This window comes from Actinocrispum wychmicini, from assembly GCF_004345645.1.
Classification (GTDB): Bacteria; Actinomycetota; Actinomycetes; order Mycobacteriales; family Pseudonocardiaceae; genus Kibdelosporangium; species Kibdelosporangium wychmicini.
Window position 1 is genome coordinate 303004 of sequence record NZ_SLWS01000002.1, and the last position, 17699, is coordinate 320702.

Annotated in this window: 14 protein-coding genes and 2 pseudogenes; 8 read left to right on the forward strand and 8 right to left on the reverse strand. The window is 69.0% G+C overall.

Features of this window, described 5'->3' with window-relative positions; translation table 11 throughout:
- Positions 1 to 21 precede the first annotated feature (21 nt).
- The 4 genes and pseudogenes from EV192_RS09965 to EV192_RS09980 form a co-directional block, all read right to left on the reverse strand.
- A pseudogene (locus EV192_RS09965) lies at positions 22 to 780 on the reverse strand (methyltransferase domain-containing protein); the annotation flags it as partial.
- 333 nt (positions 781 to 1113) lie between these two features.
- On the reverse strand, positions 1114 to 1596 hold the full coding sequence (locus EV192_RS09970; RefSeq protein WP_132113665.1) for a hypothetical protein: 483 nt from the start codon (positions 1594 to 1596) through the stop codon (positions 1114 to 1116).
- A gap of 96 nt (positions 1597 to 1692) precedes the next feature.
- Entirely contained in the window at positions 1693 to 3126 is a 1434-nt protein-coding gene (locus tag EV192_RS09975; RefSeq protein ID WP_132113667.1) for a hypothetical protein, read from the reverse strand.
- A 111-nt stretch (positions 3127 to 3237) separates the two neighbouring features.
- Complete coding sequence (locus EV192_RS09980; protein WP_132113669.1) at positions 3238 to 5232, reverse strand: APC family permease; 1995 nt, start codon at positions 5230 to 5232, stop codon at positions 3238 to 3240.
- Between the two features lie 158 nt (positions 5233 to 5390).
- Here EV192_RS09980 and EV192_RS09985 point away from each other — a divergent pair, with 158 nt between their 5' ends.
- On the forward strand, positions 5391 to 5693 hold the full coding sequence (locus tag EV192_RS09985; RefSeq protein WP_165960322.1) for a winged helix-turn-helix transcriptional regulator: 303 nt from the start codon (positions 5391 to 5393) through the stop codon (positions 5691 to 5693).
- A 116-nt stretch (positions 5694 to 5809) separates the two neighbouring features.
- Positions 5810 to 7747, forward strand: coding sequence for a potassium transporter Kup (locus EV192_RS09990; protein ID WP_132113673.1), 1938 nt, complete (start codon positions 5810 to 5812; stop codon positions 7745 to 7747).
- Here EV192_RS09990 and EV192_RS09995 read toward each other — a convergent pair whose 3' ends face one another.
- From EV192_RS09995 to EV192_RS10000, 3 genes and pseudogenes are all read right to left on the reverse strand, one after another.
- Positions 7748 to 7957 carry a hypothetical protein gene (locus tag EV192_RS09995; RefSeq protein ID WP_132113675.1) on the reverse strand — a complete coding sequence of 70 codons (210 nt, stop codon included), beginning with the start codon at positions 7955 to 7957 and terminating at the stop codon, positions 7748 to 7750.
- A 232-nt stretch (positions 7958 to 8189) separates the two neighbouring features.
- Positions 8190 to 8360 (reverse strand): annotated as a pseudogene (locus EV192_RS57665) (WXG100-like domain-containing protein); the annotation flags it as partial.
- Positions 8350 to 8676 (reverse strand): hypothetical protein, encoded by a 327-nt coding sequence (locus EV192_RS10000; protein ID WP_132113677.1) that lies wholly within the window; start codon positions 8674 to 8676, stop codon positions 8350 to 8352. The gene EV192_RS10000 and the pseudogene EV192_RS57665, both read right to left, overlap by 11 nt.
- A 202-nt stretch (positions 8677 to 8878) precedes the next feature.
- Between EV192_RS10000 and EV192_RS10005 the strand changes: the two genes are divergently transcribed.
- The 4 genes from EV192_RS10005 to EV192_RS10025 all read left to right on the forward strand — a co-directional run bounded on the left by EV192_RS10005 (position 8879) and on the right by EV192_RS10025 (position 14108).
- Positions 8879 to 9418 carry a hypothetical protein gene (locus EV192_RS10005; RefSeq protein ID WP_132113679.1) on the forward strand — a complete coding sequence of 180 codons (540 nt, stop codon included), beginning with the start codon at positions 8879 to 8881 and terminating at the stop codon, positions 9416 to 9418.
- A gap of 236 nt (positions 9419 to 9654) precedes the next feature.
- The gene (locus tag EV192_RS10015; RefSeq protein WP_132113681.1) at positions 9655 to 10737 is read left to right on the forward strand and encodes a sensor histidine kinase; all 1083 of its coding nucleotides are present in this window, start codon (positions 9655 to 9657) and stop codon (positions 10735 to 10737) included.
- 87 nt (positions 10738 to 10824) lie between these two features.
- Positions 10825 to 11577, forward strand: coding sequence for an ABC transporter ATP-binding protein (locus tag EV192_RS10020; RefSeq protein WP_132113683.1), 753 nt, complete (start codon positions 10825 to 10827; stop codon positions 11575 to 11577).
- Positions 11571 to 14108 (forward strand): FtsX-like permease family protein, encoded by a 2538-nt coding sequence (locus EV192_RS10025; protein WP_132113685.1) that lies wholly within the window; start codon positions 11571 to 11573, stop codon positions 14106 to 14108. The genes EV192_RS10020 and EV192_RS10025 overlap by 7 nt, the downstream gene beginning before the upstream one ends.
- A 5-nt stretch (positions 14109 to 14113) precedes the next feature.
- Here the strand turns inward: EV192_RS10025 and EV192_RS10030 are convergent, their stop codons facing one another.
- Positions 14114 to 15337: a PucR family transcriptional regulator gene (locus EV192_RS10030; protein WP_132113687.1), complete on the reverse strand. Its 1224-nt coding sequence runs from the start codon at positions 15335 to 15337 to the stop codon at positions 14114 to 14116.
- A 166-nt stretch (positions 15338 to 15503) separates the two neighbouring features.
- Here EV192_RS10030 and EV192_RS10035 point away from each other — a divergent pair, with 166 nt between their 5' ends.
- Positions 15504 to 16808: an FG-GAP repeat domain-containing protein gene (locus EV192_RS10035; protein WP_165960323.1), complete on the forward strand. Its 1305-nt coding sequence runs from the start codon at positions 15504 to 15506 to the stop codon at positions 16806 to 16808.
- Between the two features lie 11 nt (positions 16809 to 16819).
- The gene (locus tag EV192_RS10040) at positions 16820 to 17674 is read left to right on the forward strand and encodes an esterase/lipase family protein (protein WP_132113691.1); all 855 of its coding nucleotides are present in this window, start codon (positions 16820 to 16822) and stop codon (positions 17672 to 17674) included.
- The last annotated feature ends 25 nt before the right edge of the window (positions 17675 to 17699 follow it).

Consider the following 17699-nt stretch of genomic DNA (forward strand, 5'->3'; position numbering starts at 1 on the left):
GGCCGGCGTATTGGGGTCTGTTTCCCAGACCGACACGTGTTTGGTGCTCTCAGCCGTGAGCTCCGAGCGGTCCCAGTCCGCCCAGCGGTACTTCAGGCTCATCCCGGCGATGCGCGCCATCAGGTCCATCTCGGCCGGCCAGGCATACCGGAAGGGAATACGGCGGAACCGCCCCGTCCCGTCCGGGGACACGGTGACGTGGTTCGACGTGAACTCCTGCCTGACGACGTCGTACTGGTCGAACCCGACATAGCCGCCGCCGGCGCCGGGCGCCACCGCGAACGGGACAGTGTCCTGCCCGGGCGGTAGGCGACGCAGGTCCGGCAGGCCCACCTCGACCAGGAACAACCCGCCCGGCCGCAGGTGCGCGGCCGCATTGCGGAAGACGTCGACCTGCCCGTCCTGTGTGGTCACGTTGCTGATCGTGTTGAACACCAGATAGACCAGCGAGAACTGCCCGGCCACCCGCGTCGTCGTCATATCGCCGATGGTGACCTCGACCGCGTCGCCACCCGGCTTGCCCGCGATCCGCGCCGCCATCGACCGGCTCAACTCGATGCCACTCACCGGCACGCCGCGAGCAGCCAGCGGCACGGCGATCCGCCCGGTCCCGACGGCGAACTCGAGTACCGGGCCGTCAGCCAAGTCTTCGAGTACGTCCACCGCGGGCGTCACCACCGCGGGCACGTTCGCGCCACCCGGGGCGTCATAGCCCGCGGCCACGCTCTCGGGGAACCAACCGTCCGCCGGGTCATCTCCCGTATTCGCCTTATCGATCACGGTTACCAACGCTACGCCGGCGAACGTGAACCTTCGACGGCGTTGAGTTCCTCGAAGATGCCGATGGCTTCTTCGACGCACGCTCTGGCCTCTGCGATCCGGCGCCGGCCGATCAGCGCCTTGGCCTGGTTGACCAGGGCTTCGCCTTCGCCGAAGCGGACCCCGTGAACGGGCCGGCAGCCACCAGCTGATGGCGGCGCGGACGGCGAGGCGGGTCTTGCCCGCCCTTGTGCCCACCCACGACGATCTCCCCACAGTTTCCTGCCGCTGGGACGCTGTGGACACCGGTCCGTTGATCGTCCTAGGGCACGAAAAACCGTCGGAAAACCCTGGTCAGACCAGGCCGGCGAAGCTGTCGGCGAGGTAGGCGACGCGGGCCGGCTCGTCACGGGCGGACCGCAGGTAGCGCAACCAGGCCTGCTGCTCGTGGCACACCGCGCCCAACTCCCACACGCAGTACGTGGCGTGGTGCGGCCGCTGTGGCACGATCTCGAAGGGGCCGCCGTCGGCGGCGAACACGGTCTCCCACAGTTCGTTCTCGTTCCGCCAGGTGTTCAGAATGAGAAAGTGGAAACTCGGTCCGCATCGGTGCAACACAACGAAGCCCAGCGGGCCGGCACCGTCGAGCTCGGCCGAGCACAGGAACTCCCTCGCCTGCTCGGCGACGGTCGGATCAACGCCCTGCGCCGGTCTGGCGATGTCGTACCACTTCAACCGGCCTGCCGGCAGGTCCAGTTGCGGCCCTGGGGTGATCAGTTTGTCCGCGTGGACGTAGTCGGCGGCAACGGCATCGGCGGATATGGCGTGTGCGGTCATTCTTCCTCCGGATCTTCCCCAGCGACCCAGTCGCCAGCGCCAGTCGTTGGACACCCTATTCCCAGTGCGCGGTGCCGAACAGATGGATCAGGGCCTTCAGCGGTACTCGACGACTCTGCGCCATACTCCGGCTCCTACCAGTAGCGTCACGGCCACCGGCAGCCCGAGTGGGACGAGGTCGCCCCATCCGGTCAGTTCGCCGTCCGCGTCCCGGATCGCGGTGTCGAACGCCTGCTGGTTGACGTCGATGACGGCGACCAGTGCGTTGTCGTACTGGGCGAAGTCGTAGTTGGAGTTGCCCGGTGTGGTGCCGATCCCGAACGCGATCGCCCCGCGCAGGTCTCCCCTGGCGGCCATGGCCCTGATGTGCCGGTCGTCCCGTTGGTACTGCTGGAAGGCGGTCAGCATCCGTTCGGCGGCGGCTCGTTCGCCGGGGAAGGTGATGTTGTGCAGCTCCGCGCCGAAGTAGCCGCCGAACCCCACGTCGGTGTGGTCGGCCCGATAGTCCCGTAGGGCGGCGTCGAAGCGGTCGTCGAAGTCGTTGACTCCGGCGTCGAGCAACGTCACCAGCGACAGTGTTTTGTCCACAAAGGTCCGTTCGTACTGGGCCGTGCGGAAGGGGTCGACCAGGTAACGGCTCTCGTCGGCGTTGGCGTCATAGCCGACCGACCGCGCCTGGGACAGGGCGATGATCGAGTCGAAGGCGTCGGCCTTGGCCACTTTCAGGTCACGTGCCTCGGCCGACAGGGCGGTCGATCCCACGACCACGGTGCCGCCGACGAGGATGGTCGCGAGCAGGATCGCCGGATTGAGGCGACGCCGTAACCGGGCACGGAGGAACACCTGCAGCCCGACGAGCGCGACGACCAGCAGGCCACCTGTGCCCCACAGCCAGCCGCGTGCTTCAGTCGCGCCGTCGTGTTTGTCCTGGTAGGTCTGGTTGAGCAGGTCATGGTTGGTGGTCGTCAGGTCACGGACCTCGCGCAGGATGTCCCGCATCAGGTCGGTGGCTTCGCGGTGCCGTTGGAGGGCCGCCGTCGACGGCCGGCCTGCCGGGCTGTTGTCGCGTTCGTTCAGCAAGGTGGTCTGGCCGGCCAGCGATTCGTAGCAGCCCAGGCGGTCGAGGATGTCCGCAACCTTCTTGTCGGTCGGGTCGCCAGCCGCGATCCGCTGGAGTGCGGCGGTGGCCTCGGTCCGGCGTTGTTGATAAAGGTCCAGCGCCTCCCGGCGGTTGCCTGCCATGGCGGGTTCGCCGCCGGCGAGCAGCACGTTGGCCAGTTGGGCGTCCATGTCGCTGAGCGCGAAGTAGAGTCCGGTGGTCGCGGCGACCTGCGGCGCGGCCTCGCGGCCGATGACCCGCACGCCTTCCCGGACCGAACTGGTCACAGCGCTGACGAACGCGCCCAGCACGACGGCCAGGACCACACAGGCGCCGGAGAGTGTGATGATCCAGGTCGGCGTTTCCCAGCGGTAGCTGGATAATCGACGAAGGCCCGGCTCAGCGGCCGGGCGGACGAGCGTGGTCGCCACAGGTCCCCCTCAGTTGTGACGCGATCAGTCAACTGGAGAGTGGGCACTGACGACCGCCGGATTGACGCGGTCCTTACGCCCAGAAGCGCCGGATTGACGGCATCACAACGGTCACTCCCCCGGGCTCAGGCCGCGGCGGATCTCGCCGGGGACATGCTCGACGCGGAGCTTGGCGCGGCCTTCACTGGAGCGCAGCTGCCACGGGACGCTGGTGACCATCACACCGGGCAGGAACAGCAGCCGGCCTTTGAGCCGCAGCGCGCTTTGGTTGTGCAGCAGGTTCTCCCACCAGCGGCCGACGACGTACTCGGGGATGTAGACGCAGACGATGTCGCGTGCGCTGGCGCGGTGGATGTTCTTGACGTAGTCCACCACCGGCCGGGTGATTTCCCGATACGGCGATTCCAGGACCTTCAACGGGATCCTGACAGGGAAGTCCTCCCACTGTTTGCGCAGGGCGAGGGTGTCGGCTTCGTCGACGTTCACCGTGATCGCGGTGACCGTGTCCGGCCGGGTGGCCTTGGCGAACGCGATCGCCCGCAGGCTCGCCTTGTGCAGGCCCGACAGCAGCACGACCGCGTGCACGCGGCTGGGCGTGATGGTGCTTTCCTTGTCCGGAGCCATTTCCTCACGAACGCGCGTGTAGTGCCGGTGGATGGCGCGCATCATGAGGAACAGCAACGGAATCGCGATCACCACGAGGTACGCGCCGTTGGTGAACTTCGTGATCAGCACGACGACGAGCACCACACCCGTGAAGCACGCGCCGAACGCGTTGATGATCCTGGCCTGGTGGATCCGGCGACGCCCTTCGGTGGCCCGCCTCAGCTCCCGGGACCAGTGCCGGACCATGCCGGCCTGACACAAGGTGAACGACGTGAACACGCCGAGGATGTACAGCTGGATCAACCGGGTGGTCGACCCGTCGAAGGCGTAGATCAGGACGGCGGCGGCCGCGGCCAGCAGGACGATGCCGTTGGAGAACGCGAGCCGGTCACCCCGGGTGTGCAGCTGGCGCGGCATGAACCGGTCCTGCGCCAGGATCGACGCCAGCATCGGGAACCCGTTGTACGCGGTGTTGGCCGCCAGGATCAGGATCAACGCCGTACTGGCCTGGATGTAGTAGAACAGGAACGTGTGGTCGCCGCCGAACACGGCGACCGCGATCTGGGCGATCACGGTGCGTTGCGCGGCGTCGGCGCAGCCGGCGGCCGGGAATCCGACGAGATCGCAGGCGTTGTCCGTGATCCGGACGTCGGCGATCAGGGCCAGTGCGGTCACCCCGACGAACATCACGATGGCCAGGATCCCCATCGCGGCCATGGTGCGGGCGGCGTTGAGCGCCTTGGGTCGCCGGAACGCCGGTACCCCGTTCGAGATCGCCTCGGCCCCGGTCAGCGCGGTACATCCGGACGAGAACGCCCGCAACACCAGGAACGCCACCCCGAACGACGTGATGCCGACCTGCTCCGGGCGGATGTCGAAGTGGGCGGTCTCGGCGACGGGCGCGTGCCCGGCGATCGTCTGCGCCACGCCGAGGGTGATCATCAGCACCACGCCGACGATGAAGGCGTAGGTGGGGACCGCGAACGCCCGGCCGGACTCTCGGACGCCGCGGAGGTTCATCGCGGTCAGCAGCGCGATGAACCCGATGTTGATCAGCACGCGATAGTCGTTGAGGCCCGGCGCCGCGGAGATGACGTTGTCCACACCCGCGGCCACCGACACCGCGACCGTCATGATGTAGTCGACCATCAGCGCCGCCGCGACGACCAGGCCGGCGGTGCGGCCGAGGTTGCGTGAGGCGACCTCGTAGGATCCGCCGCCGCTGGGATAGGCGCGGACGACCTGCCGGTAGGACAACACGACCACGGTGAGCAGCACCGCGACGGCCAGCGCGATCCACGGCGCCAGATGCAGGTAGGCCAGGCCGCCCAGGGTCAGGACGAGCAGGATCTCCTGGGTCGCATAGGCCACAGAGGACAGCGCGTCACTGGCGAAGATCGGCAGGGCCAGCCGTTTCGGCAGCAGGGTGTGCCCCAGGCTGTCACTGCGAAACGGCCGGCCGAGCACCAGTCGTTTCAACCACGAGGCGGGAGCCGGCACGTCAGCAGAATAGGGTGAACCACCCCACGTTCTCGCTGGTCGCACGCGTATGGATTGCGTAAACGGCGTAGGGATGGCGTAAATATTGTCCGCCGGGTCGTAGCGGCGACGTTAGATCTCAGCCAGCCCGGTGTGGTCGACGCCTTATCGTCATGGCCGTGTCGCGCACGGACCTGGCATTCCTGGTCAGCCAATACCGCGCGGTCGAAATCCTGGACGCCCTCGCCCGCAAGTCCTTGGCACTACGCGACCTGCGGGTCCAGACCCACGCGAGCCGCCGCCCACTGGCCAGGACACTGCGGCTGCTCGGCGCGCACGGCATGGTCAGGCGCACTCACCCAGGCAGCTGGGACCGGCTACGACCGGTAGGCCGCTACGAACTGACCCGGCAGGGCCACGAACTCGCCGACCAATTGTCCGTTTTGGACGTCTGGACGGATCTGTACGAGCACTACCTGTAGCCCGTGCCCGGTTCGGTTCCGCCCACTGGGCAGGAATCCCTTTCGTCGTCCCAACGCGACCTGCACGCCTTTGCCGCGATTTTGACGTAGGGTACGCGCGGCGAGGGAGGAACACCGTGACCGATCAGCAGAATGTGGCCGCGTCGAACACTGGGGCGCATGGCCTCAGCGCTGTACGGCTGGCGGTGGTGATCGGCGCGCTCGGCGTGGTGTTCGGCGACATCGGCACCAGCCCGCTCTACACCCTGCAGACGGTGTTCAACCCCAGCGACCCGCACCCCGTCCCGGTCACCGTCGACAACGTGTACGGGGTGGTCTCGCTCATCTTCTGGTCCGTGATGATCATCGTCACGGTCACCTACGTCCTGCTCGCCATGCGCGCCGACAACGACGGCGAAGGCGGCATCATGGCGCTCATCACGCTCCTGCGGCGGTGGAGCACCCAACGCGGCCGACGCGCCGCCCTCGTCCTGGCCGGACTGGGCATCTTCGGCGCCGCCCTGTTCTTCGGCGACAGCATGATCACCCCCGCCATCTCGGTGCTCTCCGCGGTGGAGGGGCTCAAGGTCGTCAACGAGTCGCTCGACGATCTGGTCGTGCCGATCACCGCGGTGATCATCGTCGTGTTGTTCCTGATACAACGCCGGGGCACCGCGGCTGTGGGCCGGGTGTTCGGCCCGGTCATGATCGCCTGGTTCGTCATCGTCGGCGTGATCGGCGTGACCGGCATCGCCCAGCGCCCGGAGATCCTCAAAGCCCTCTCCCCGACCTACGCGCTCAGCTTCATGGTCGGCCACTTCGACATCGCGTTCTTCGCCCTGGCCGCGATCGTGCTCGCGGTCACCGGGGCCGAGGCCCTCTACGCCGACATGGGCCATTTCGGCCGTCGGGCGATCACCCGGGCCTGGCTGGTCCTCGTGTTCCCCGCGTGCGTGCTGAGCTACCTCGGCCAGGGCGCGCTGATCCTGGCCGACCCGGCGAACATCAGCAGCCCGTTCTTCCTGCTCGTGCCCGAGTGGGGCCGGGTGCCGATGATCCTGCTCGCCACCGCCGCGACCGTGATCGCCTCCCAGGCGGTGATCACCGGCGCGTACTCGGTCGCCCACCAGGCCGCCCAGCTCGGCTACCTGCCCCGGCTGCGCGTCGCGCACACGTCCGAATCCACCGTGGGGCAGATCTACGTCCCCTGGATCAACTGGCTGCTCATGGTGTCCGTGCTGACCCTGGTCTTCGCGTTCCGCAGCTCCACCGCGCTGGCGTTCGCGTTCGGCATGGCCGTCACCGGCACGATCACCATCACCACCCTGCTGTTCTTCTACGTCGCCCGCGCCAAGTGGGGCACGCCGCGGTGGGTGATCGGGATCGGCGCGACCGTGCTGTTGGTCGTGGATCTTCTGTTCGTCGCGGCCAACATGACCAAACTTATCCACGGCGCCTGGCTGCCGCTGCTGATCGGCCTCACCGCGTTCACCGTCATGACCACCTGGGAACGCGGCCGTAAGATCGTCACCGCCGCACGCGAACGCCTCGAGGGACCACTGCGCGAGTTCGTCGACCGGCTCCGCACCGGCCAACAACCCACGATCGTCCCCGGAACCGCGATCTTCCTCAACCGGGGCAACGAAACCGCGCCGCTGGCCATGCGCGCCAACGTCGAGCACAACCACGTCCGGCACGAGCACGTCGTCATCGTGTCCATCGAGACCGAACCCATCCCTCGCGTGCCGGCGAACGAACGGGTCACCGTCGACAATCTCGGCTACCGCGACGACGGCATCACCCATGTCACCGCGCGCTTCGGCTACATGGAAAACCCGGACGTCCCCGGAGTGCTCGCCACCATCGACCCGGCCGCCACCGAAGGCCGGCTGCAGCTCGACCGGGCCTCCTACTTCCTGTCCACAATAGAGCTCCAACGCGGCACCGGACCCACCATGGCCGCCTGGCGCAAACGGCTGTTCATCGCCACCTCCTACATCACCGCCGACGCCGCCGACAGCTTCAACCTCCCCCGCGACCGCACCGTCATCATGGGCTCCCACATCGACGTCTGATCAGTGGAACACCCAGGTGTAGCTGCCACCCGCCTCCCCGCCCGCGCCGGCGCCGACACCACCGAGGGCAGTGGCGGTCCAGACCGGCCCGTCCGGGCTGTTGCCGTAGGCGATCGTCCCGCTCCCGCCGGGGAATCCCGTGCCGCCGCCCACCGAACCCTGGACGAACCAGCCAGCCTGGTCCTCCACTCGCGCCCCGTTGCTGACCATGGGTCCTGTCCCCAGTGTCGCGTCGAGGCCTTCGCTTGTGCCGACCGCTCCGGCGAGCGTGACCGTCGGCGCCCATCCGCCGTCGGGCGCGTGGATGATGCAGGCCGAAGCACCGCCGCTGAACAATGGATGTCTGTGTTCCGACGGCTTGAACCACCTTTCCCCATACCGTTTGGTTGGCGGACACTTTGTCCACCATTGTGCCGCCGGCCGTGTCCCGCCAGGCGTGGCTGATCTCCTCGCCGGCGCGGCCGATCAGTGTCCGGCCGTCGACGACCTTGGCCCCGAATCCGGCCAGGTCCTCGCCGAGTTGGCGCGCCACATCCTCGCTGTCCGGCGGCCAAGCGTCGTATACCGCTTTCACCGCCGTCCACAGTGGACTTCTGTGAGGCTCAGGAATCACGGCGCACCACTGCCAGCTCGGCGGCAGACCGCTGGTCGGAATCGACGTACGTGGCGATGCCCGCCAAGCCGGCAGACGCCAGGTGCGCCACGTCCGCCAACGCCCGCGCGGTGTCCTCGTGCAGTCGCGCGTCTCTTGGGTGATACAACGCTCGGAAGCGCGCCCCCATCGGCCCGCCGCCGAGCCGCCCGGCCGTCGACTCCAGCAGTCGTGACGTTGCCGACCATTCATCGCGCAGTGTGTCGCCCACCGCGCCGAGACGAGCCACATGCACCTCGGTTTCACCGACGTTCATGTCGATCTCGCTGCCGCCCATGGCTTCGCGCTCCTTTCCTCCGGTGACCTCAGCCTGTCCGGGACAGCCGCTGACCCGCCGAACCCTGGCAGGAACCGGACATCAAGGGGCCGTCAAGGTTCTTCTGTGCGGTGGGGGCGGGATACTCTGGACCCGCATCCGGCGGCCGCGACTCCGCTGTGGCCGAGTGTCCCGGGACAGCCGATGGAGGAGAGTGTTCCCGGTGACTTCCTCGCCGCAGCAGCCCGGTGGACAACCGTACGACTGGCCAGGCGGACGGCCGCAGAAAGGCACTCGCCGGATTGTCGGCATTGTCGCAGGTGTCGTTGTCGTCGGCGTGGTCGTCGGCGTTGGCGGGTTCGTGTGGCCCGGTTTCTTCGCCGGTTCCCGGCCGACATCGGTGGCCCAGTCGTTCACCGACGCGATCAGGAACAACGACACCGCAGGCGCCAAACGGTTCGTCTGCCCGGCCCAGCGCGACAGTGACGAAGTCTTCCTTGGCCTCGCGCTCGCCGCCGGAGGGCCGCGCGTGACACCCGCGTTGCTGCACGCGATCAGACTCACCAACAAGTTGGCCGCGGCCCAGATACTGGGAGGCGCGGATGTCACGGGCAGCACCGCGACCGCTGTCGTGCATGTGGAGGGTTCGTTCGGGGGTGGCGCGTCCGGCCAGGACGAACAGCGCTACTCCGCTGTCGTTACGGTGCAGTTGGAGCAGCAGGACGGGGTGTGGTGCGTGTCCGACGTGCGTCCTGTCTCCTAGGTCGGTTCAACTAACTACCCCGCGCGGGGGACTGGGTGTCCGAGAATGGACAGATTCCGGCGCCTGCGGGGATTCTTGTGTCCAAATTGTGCACACAGGACAACGGGCCACGGAGGAGCCAAGGTGACCGGACCAACCCACCTGAACCGACTGATGGCCAAACTCGAACTGTCCTCCCGCGCCCAGGTGGTGTCCCTCGCGTACGCCACCGGCCTGGTCAACCCACCGCGGCACCCATGCTGATGCGGGCCGGTTACGGCGTCCTCGGCGGCGTGCTGGCGCTCGCCCAGGTGGCGACCATGGTTACCGCCGTACGGTTCCCGGATGTCGCGTTGCTCGCGGCCGGAGCGGTCGGCGGTGGATCGGTGGCCGTCGTACCGCGGTTTCCCCGGGTTGCCCACGCGGTGGCCGTCCTGGGCTATGTCGCGATGATCTCCGCGGGCGTCAAAGGCGGCGGCTGCTTCTTCGCCGTGGTGATCACCGCGTACGCCGTCGCCGTCCGTGGCTGGTGGGGATGGGCCGGGTTCGGGATGGCCGCGTCGGTGGCTGTCGAACTCTGGGCCCGGCTGCCCGCCGACCACACGGTCGCGACGGCCGTCATGGTGGGCGCGGCGGCGCTGCTGGGGCACAGTGCGAGGCAGACCGCGATCCGAGCGGGCCAACTCGAGCAGCGACTACACGAGCTGCGTTCCAGCCAGGCTTCCCTCGCGGCGGCGACAGCCACCGCCGAACGTGGTCGGGTCGCCCGCTATCTGCACGACGTCGTGATCGCATGCCTGGGTGGTGTCCGTGGCCAGGCGGTCCGGGCGCGTCGGCTGCTGACTGACGACGACCGGGCCGCGGCCAAGATCACCCTTGGCCGGATCGAGTCGGCTTCCCGCGACACCCTGGCCGAGATGCGCGGTGTGCTCAAGGCCATCCGCGCACCGGCCGAAACGCCGACATGGCCAGGGATCGACCAGGTCGGCCACCTGGTGTCGACGGTCCGGGCGTCCGGTGTGTCCGTCCGATTCGAACAGACGGGAACACCGGTTCCCCTTCCCGCCGGGACCGATCGGGCCGCGTACCGGATCGTCGAGGAGGCGCTGGCCAACGTGCTCCAACACGCGGGCGACGCCACGGTCCGCGTCACATTGGCTTACACACCGGCCGAACTGGTCATCGACGTCGTGAACGGCCCTGGCTGGACACTTCGCAAATGGTCAGTAGGGCACGGGCTCACCGCGATGCGGGAACACGCCGTGACGAATCGGGGGCAGTTCTCGGCCACTCCCCTGCCCGACGGCGGATTCCACGTGACCGCCACCCTGCCACTGTAGGGCTGGGATACCGCCGAGGTTTACCCGGACACTGCCGCGGTTGTCGAATTGCGAGGGAACCGTCCTCGGACGACAATCCCTTGGAGTATGGACAGTCAGGCACGGGCCGCCGTGCGGGTCGCGGGCGTGAGCAAGACGTACGGCAAGGGCGGCGCGGCCGTACAGGCGCTGCGTGAGGTCTCCTATTCCTTCGGTGCGGGCACGTTCACCGCGGTGATGGGACCGTCCGGCTCGGGCAAGAGCACCTTGCTGCACTGCTCGGCGGGTCTCGACCGGCCGAGTTCGGGCTCGGTGTGGCTGGGCGACACCGACCTCGCCGCACTGAAGGAGAACCAGCTCACCAGGCTGCGCCGGGACCGGGTCGGGTTCGTGTTCCAGGCGTTCAACCTGATGGGCTCGCTGACGGTCCGGGAGAACATCCTGCTTCCGCTGCGGCTGGCCGGCAGGCGCCCCGACCGGGAATGGCTGCGGCAGGTCGTCGAGCAGGTCGGCCTGGCGCAGCGGTTGCGGCATCGGCCCGCCGAGCTGTCCGGCGGACAGCAGCAGCGCGTGGCCATCGCCCGCGCGTTGGTGACCCGGCCCGAAGTGGTGTTCGGGGACGAGCCGACCGGGGCGTTGGACACCAGGACGGGGGCTGACGTGTTGCGGCTGCTCCGGTCGGTTGTGGACACTCACCGGCAGACGGTGGTCATGGTGACCCACGATCCGGTCGCCGCCTCCTACGCCGACCGGGTGGTGTTCCTGGCCGACGGCCGCCTGGTGGGACACCTGGACCGGCCGTCGGCGGACCAGGTCGCCAACCGGATGGCGCATCTGGACGACTGGGGTGCGGGATGCTGAGACTCGCGGTCCGGACTCTGCGCGCCCGCAAGGGTTCCTTCATCGCGGCGTTCGTGGCGTTGTTCTTCGCCTCGGCCCTGCTCACCGCCTGCGGGGTGCTGCTGGAAACCGGGATCGCGGGCGGGGTGCCCACCGAGCGGTACCAGGCTGCGGCCGTGGTGGTGGCCGGTGACCAGTCGTACGTTCCGGCCCAACCGGCTGACCGGGACACCACCGGGTCCACCTCCGCGCAGTCGCAGCAGCTACGGGAACGGGTCCGGGTGGACTCCACTGTGGCGAACGAAATCGCCGCGGTCGCCGGGGTGCGGGCAGTGGTGCCGGACGTGTCCTTCCCCGTGACGATCGCCAGTCCCGGGACCACGGCGGTCGGCCATTCCTGGGCCAGTGCCGAGTTGGCGCCGTACCAGCTGCGGGCGGGGACAGCACCGACCCGGCCGGACGAGGTCGTGCTGGACGCGTCGATAGGTCTTGGCGTCGGGGATCAGGTCCTGTTGCAGGTCGACGACCGGCTCACCCCGTACCGCGTGGCCGGCGTCGCCTCGCTGGACAACGCCCGGCAGCCGGCGGTGTTCTTCAGCGAGCCGAAGGCCACCGAACTCGCCGGGCACCCCGGCCGGGTGGACGCGCTGGGCGTGCTGGCCCAGCCCGGCACCGACCCGCGGACGCTGGCCGATCGGATCGAGCAGGCCCTGCCGGAGCACGGGTTCGTGGTCGCCACCGGCCTCGACCGCGGCTCGGTCGAGTTCCTCACGGCGGGCAACTCGCTGGCGTCGTTGATCGCGTTGTCCGCCGCCTTCGGCGGGACGGCGATGATGGTGGCGTTGTTCGTGGTGTCGGCCACGTTGGCGGTGTCGGTCCGGCAGCGGCTCCGGGAAATGGCCCTGCTGCGGGCGATCGGGACCACGCCGGGGCAGATCCGCCGGATGATCTGCGGTGAGGCGCTGATCGTCGCCGCGGTCGCCGGGCTGCTCGGCTGCCTACCCGGCCTGGCGCTGGCGAAGTGGCTGCGTTCGTTGTTCGTCGATCGGGGGATTCTGCCCACCGACGTCGCCGTCGTGTACGGGCCGCTGCCGCCGCTGGTGGTCGTCGCCGCGCTGGTGGTCGCCGCGTTGGTGGCCGGGCGGATCGCGGCGCGGCGGGCGGCGACGCTCAAACCCACGGAGGCGCTCGGTGAGGCCGCCGCCGAGCGGAAGGTGATCGGTGCGGGCCGGTTGATCACCGGACTGGTGCTGTTGGCCGTGGGCGTGGCCGGGGTGGTGCTGGCCAACCAGCTCACCGGGCCGGCCGCCGCGGCGAGCGCCGGCGGGGTCGCCATGGTGCTGATCGTCGCGGCCGCGGTGCTCGGCCCCGTGCTGGCCAAGGTGGCGGCCGTGCTGACCACTCCGATCCTGCGCGGCGCCCGGGCCAGCGGATATCTCGCGACCAGGAACAACCTGGCCAACGCGAGGCGGATGGCCGGCTCGATCACCCCGCTGGTGCTGGCGGTTGGCCTGGGCTGCGTGTCGATCTTCACCCAGACGACGATGCTGCGTGGCGCCGAGGAGGACACCCAGGCGACGATCACCGCCGACTACACGCTCAGCGCCCCGGACGGCATCCCCACCGCCGCGGTGGACGCGGTCCGGGCGATCCCAGGAGTGGCCTCGGCCACCTCGTTGCGGCAAACCCAGCTGATCGAGGAACACACGTCCGGCGGCGCGATCCAGGCACACACCGTCGACGCGCTCGCGATCGACCCGGGGCGGCCGAGCCTGAACCTGGACATGCGAGTGCGCGTTGGCAGCCTGGACCAGGTCCGTGGCTCTGATGTGGCACTGTCCCAGCAGCTCGCCGACACCCTCGGCGCGCGGATCGGCGACCGCGTCAAGCTGCGGCTCGGTGACACCACGCCGACCGAGCTGCGCCTCGTCGCCGTCTTTGACCGGGAGAACGGGCTGGGCCAGGCCGTGATCGACCGCACCGTCGTGGCCGGGCACACCACCAGCCCCCGCGACGAGCAGATCCTGGTCCGCCTCGACCCCGGCGCGAACCGGGCGGCGGTGACCGCGGCCCTGACCGCGCTCGGCCAGTCCTTTCCCGGCCTCGGCCTCGCGGACCGGGATTCGGTGCGGGCCGCGCAGGCGCAGGAGCTGCAGGCGAACGCCTGGGTGAACTTCCTGGTCGTCGGGTTGATCCTGGTCTACATGGGGATCGCCGTGGTCAACACCCTGGTGATGGCCACCAGCGCCCGGTCGCGGGAGCTCGCGCTGCTGCGGCTGGTCGGCGGCACCCGACGGCAAGCACTCCGGATGATCAGATGGGAAAGCCTGGTCCTGGTGCTCACCGCGATCCTCACGGGCTCCGCGATAGCCGCGGTGACACTCGTGCCGTTCAGCAAAGCGACGACCGGCTCACCGATCCCGGACGTGCCGCCGGCGATCTACTTCGGACTGATCGGGCTGGTCGCCCTGCTCGGCCTGATCGCCACCGAGATCCCCGCCCGGCTCGCGCTGCGGCAGGACCCGGTGGCGGCGATCGGCATCCGGGAGTAGGACTGTCAGGCGTGGTCCAGGACGGTGAGGGCGGCGGCGATCACCCGGGCGTGGTCGGGACGGGCCGGGTCAAGCCCGGTGATGGTGGCCGCGCGGCGCAGCCGGTAGTCGAACGTGTTGGGGTGGACGTGCAGTTCGGCCGCGGCGGCCTGCCTGTTGTTGCCGTGCAGTGCGTGTGCGCGCAACGCGTTCAGCAGGTGCGGGTGCTCGGCGAGTTCGGCCAGGCGCGCGGCGAGGCGATCGCGTGCCGGGCTGGGGCGGGTGAGCTGGTACTCCAGCAGCACGTCGTCCAGGTGATACAGGCCCGGTGGGTAGTGCAGCGCGCGGACGAGCTGGGTGATCTCCCGGGCTTGGTCGGCGGCTTCGGGTAGACGCGCGGGGGTCGTGGCTTCGCAGACCGCGGCGACGGTCGGCGCGTCGAGGGCGTCGGTGAGCCGGGCGACCAGATCGGGCAGGCCGGTGCGCATGGTGTCCAGGGATGCCGTCGCGGCGGGCAGCAGGGCGATGCCAGTGCCGCCGTCGATGGTGCCGATCACCGGCGCCTGGGCGAAGGCGTCGAGTTCGCCCTGGGTCCGGCGGATCCGTCGGCGTGCGGCGACCGCGGCACCGGCCGTGGTGGTGGAGTCACCGGTCTGCGGGACGAGCACCTCGATGGCGAGCACGAGATAAGCCGGCGCGATGGGAACTCCGGCCTTGTCGGCCAACTCCTCCGCGGGCTGTCCGGCGAGCAGGGCCGCACACAGCGCACGACGGGCTTCGCGTTCCTCGCCGTAGATGGTTTGTTGCACCTCAAGGAAAGCAGTGGAGATGGCCGCGGTGACGGCCTGCATGTGGGTCATCATGTAGGTGCCCGCGGCCAGCAGGTCATCGGTGTCGTCCGGACCGGCCAGCTGGATCATCGCCTGCCAGCAGACACGCGCACCGATGTGATACGCGGCGAGCACATCGGCGAGCGGGATCCGTTCCTCCGCGCGACGCATGGCCGAGCTCATGATCGTGGCCAGTTCGGACTCGGTCGGCGTCCGCCCGGCCCGGATCGAGTCGAGGTAGACCCGGATGTTCTTGACGACGATGTCGGCCATCTCGCCGTCGATCTCCTCCTGGGGCAGCAGGGCGTAGAGCGGTAGCTCGGCCTGGCAGGTGGCCATCGTGCGGGCGGCCAGCTCGCGGATCCGCGGCGGCAGTCGGCGCATCAGCGGGGCGTCCGGGCGGATGGCCGGCAGGGTCACGACCAGATTGTGACATCTCACAAACTGGCGAGGCAAACTTTGCGTTCACAGTGGAGAGACGCCAGCGCCGCCGTGCCGAATGATGAAGAGCGCGGCATCTGAAAAGCCGTCTCGCCAAATTCAGCTGCTTTCCGTCATCCCTGCATGTCAACGAAAGCGAGGCACTGTGGAACACCGTGGTTTCACACCCACCCGACGCCGGGCCGCCGTGCTGTCCGGGCTGGTACTGACCACCACCGCCATGCTGGCCGGGCCGGCGTCCGCCGGTATGACCGGTACCAAGGTGGAGTTCTCCGGCGCGACCAACTTCACCATCGGCGCCGGCCTGCCATGGTCGGTCCGCACCGCCGACTTCAACAACGACGGCAAACCCGACATCGTCACCGCGAACGCCGGCCAGCTCGGCTGGAACGGGGTGTCCGTGCTGCTCAACGCCACCCCGCGCGGGGCGGGTGCGCCCGTCTTCGGCAAGCCGGCCAACCTCAACGCCGGCTGGGCCACCACCGGCGTGGCCGCCGCCGACTTCAACGGCGACGGCAAGGCCGACATCGCCGCCGCCAACACCGGGTCGGTCTACTTCAACGCCGTCTCGGTGTTCACCAACAAGACCCCCGACGGCGCGACCACCGCCGGCTTCGGCGAAGCCCGCCAGTTCGCCGGTGGTCTGGGCGCGTCCCAGATCGCGGCGGCGGACATGAACGGCGACGGCAAGCCGGACATCATCGTCGGCAACTTCGCCAGCCCGTTCGTCACCGGCGTGTCCGTCCTGATCAACACCACCCAGCGGGGCGCGCAGCAGCCGTCGTTCGCCGGGCCGGAGTTCTTCACCGAGGGCTGGGGGTCCGAGGGCATCGGCGTCGGCGACCTCAACGGCGACGGCAAACCCGACGTGGTCATCGGCAACACCATCTCCAGCCAGGTGTCCGTCCTGTTCAACACCACCAAACCGGGTGCCGGCAAGCCGTCCTTCGCGCCGGTCAAGCAGATCTTCTCGCCGCTGGCGACCGCGATCGGCCTGGCCGACTTCAACGGCGACGGCAAGCTCGACATCGCCGCCGCGAGCACGGTCAGCACGCCAGGCGCCGGTGTGTACGTGTGGACCAACAACACACCCGTTGGCTCCCTGGAACCGAAGTTCGACAACAAGCGCGCGTTCGGCACCGGGTTCCTGGCCGAGGACATCGCGGTCGCGGACTACAACGGCGACGGGAAACCCGACCTGGCGGTGGCCAACGACGTCTCCGTGCCAGGTCTGATCGAAGGTGTCTCGGTGCTGGTGAACACCACACCGGCCGGTTCGCCGGACATCGACTTCGCCAAGCAGCAACTGCTGTCCACCGGCGGGATCGGCACGAACACCATCGCCACCGCGGACTTCACCGGCGACGGCAAGCCCGACCTGACCACCGGCAACGTCGTCACGTTGGTCGGCAAGGACGGCGTGTCCGTCCTGGTCAACCAGACGAACTAAGGAGCCCACTGATGCGCTCGTCCCTACGTCGTTTCACAGTGGCGACCCTGACCGCGATCGGTCTCGTCGCCGCCCCACTCGCCGCCTCCGCCCAGGCCGATCCGGTCGCCGCCGCCAAGAAGTACGCCTCCCCCGGCGCCGACCTGGTGGGTGCCAACAACTGGAGCTGCCGACCCACCGCGACCCACCCTGAACCCGTGGTGCTGGTACACGGCACGTTCGTGCCCGGCGCGATCAACTTCGCGCTGCTCGCGCCCCGGCTGAAATCACTCGGGTACTGCGTGTTCTCCATCGACTACGGCGGCCCGATCGGCACCGGGCCGATGGCCGAGTCCGCCAAGCAGCTCAAGGTCTTCGTCGACGGCGTGCTCGCCGCCACGGGCGCCGCGAAGGTGTCCATCGTCGGCCACAGCCAGGGCGGCGCGCTCCCCCGCTGGTACCTCCGGTTCCTTGGTGGCACAGCGAAAACCAGCCGGCTGATCGGGATGGCGCCGACCAACCACGGCACCGAGTTCCCGCTGGCGGGGCAGGTCGGTTTCGTCTGCCCGGCCTGCGCCGACCAGGCCGTCGGCTCGAAGTTCAACCGGACACTCGACGCCGGCCACGACGTCGAACCAGGTGTCGCCTACACCGTCATCCAGACCAAGTTCGACCAGGTCAACTTCCCGTACACCAACCAGGCCCTGGCCGGGCCGGCCGACCAGGTCACCAACCGGATCATCCAGGACGACTGCGCCTGGCGGCCGGTCGAACACGCCCTGCAGGCCGTCGACGGCGTGACCCGCCAGTACGTCGAGAAGGCCCTCGCCGTGCCGAACGGCCCGCTGCCCAAGGACTTCAAGCCCAACTGCGGCGTCCTGCTCTGAACCCGGACCAGCATGTCGACCGGAC

Excerpts from the sequence above, each read along its gene's own strand:
- EV192_RS09970 (WP_132113665.1), bottom strand. The coding sequence starts at position 1,596 with ATGACCGCACACGCCATATCCGCCGATGCCGTTGCCGCCGACTACGTC.
- EV192_RS09995 (WP_132113675.1), bottom strand. The coding sequence starts at position 7,957 with ATGGTCAGCAACGGGGCGCGAGTGGAGGACCAGGCTGGCTGGTTCGTC.
- EV192_RS10020 (WP_132113683.1), top strand. The coding sequence starts at position 10,825 with ATGGACAGTCAGGCACGGGCCGCCGTGCGGGTCGCGGGCGTGAGCAAG.
- EV192_RS10015 (WP_132113681.1), top strand. The coding sequence starts at position 9,655 with ATGCTGATGCGGGCCGGTTACGGCGTCCTCGGCGGCGTGCTGGCGCTC.
- EV192_RS10025 (WP_132113685.1), top strand. The coding sequence starts at position 11,571 with ATGCTGAGACTCGCGGTCCGGACTCTGCGCGCCCGCAAGGGTTCCTTC.
- EV192_RS10040 (WP_132113691.1), top strand. The coding sequence starts at position 16,820 with ATGCGCTCGTCCCTACGTCGTTTCACAGTGGCGACCCTGACCGCGATC.
- EV192_RS10000 (WP_132113677.1), bottom strand. The coding sequence starts at position 8,676 with ATGGGCGGCAGCGAGATCGACATGAACGTCGGTGAAACCGAGGTGCAT.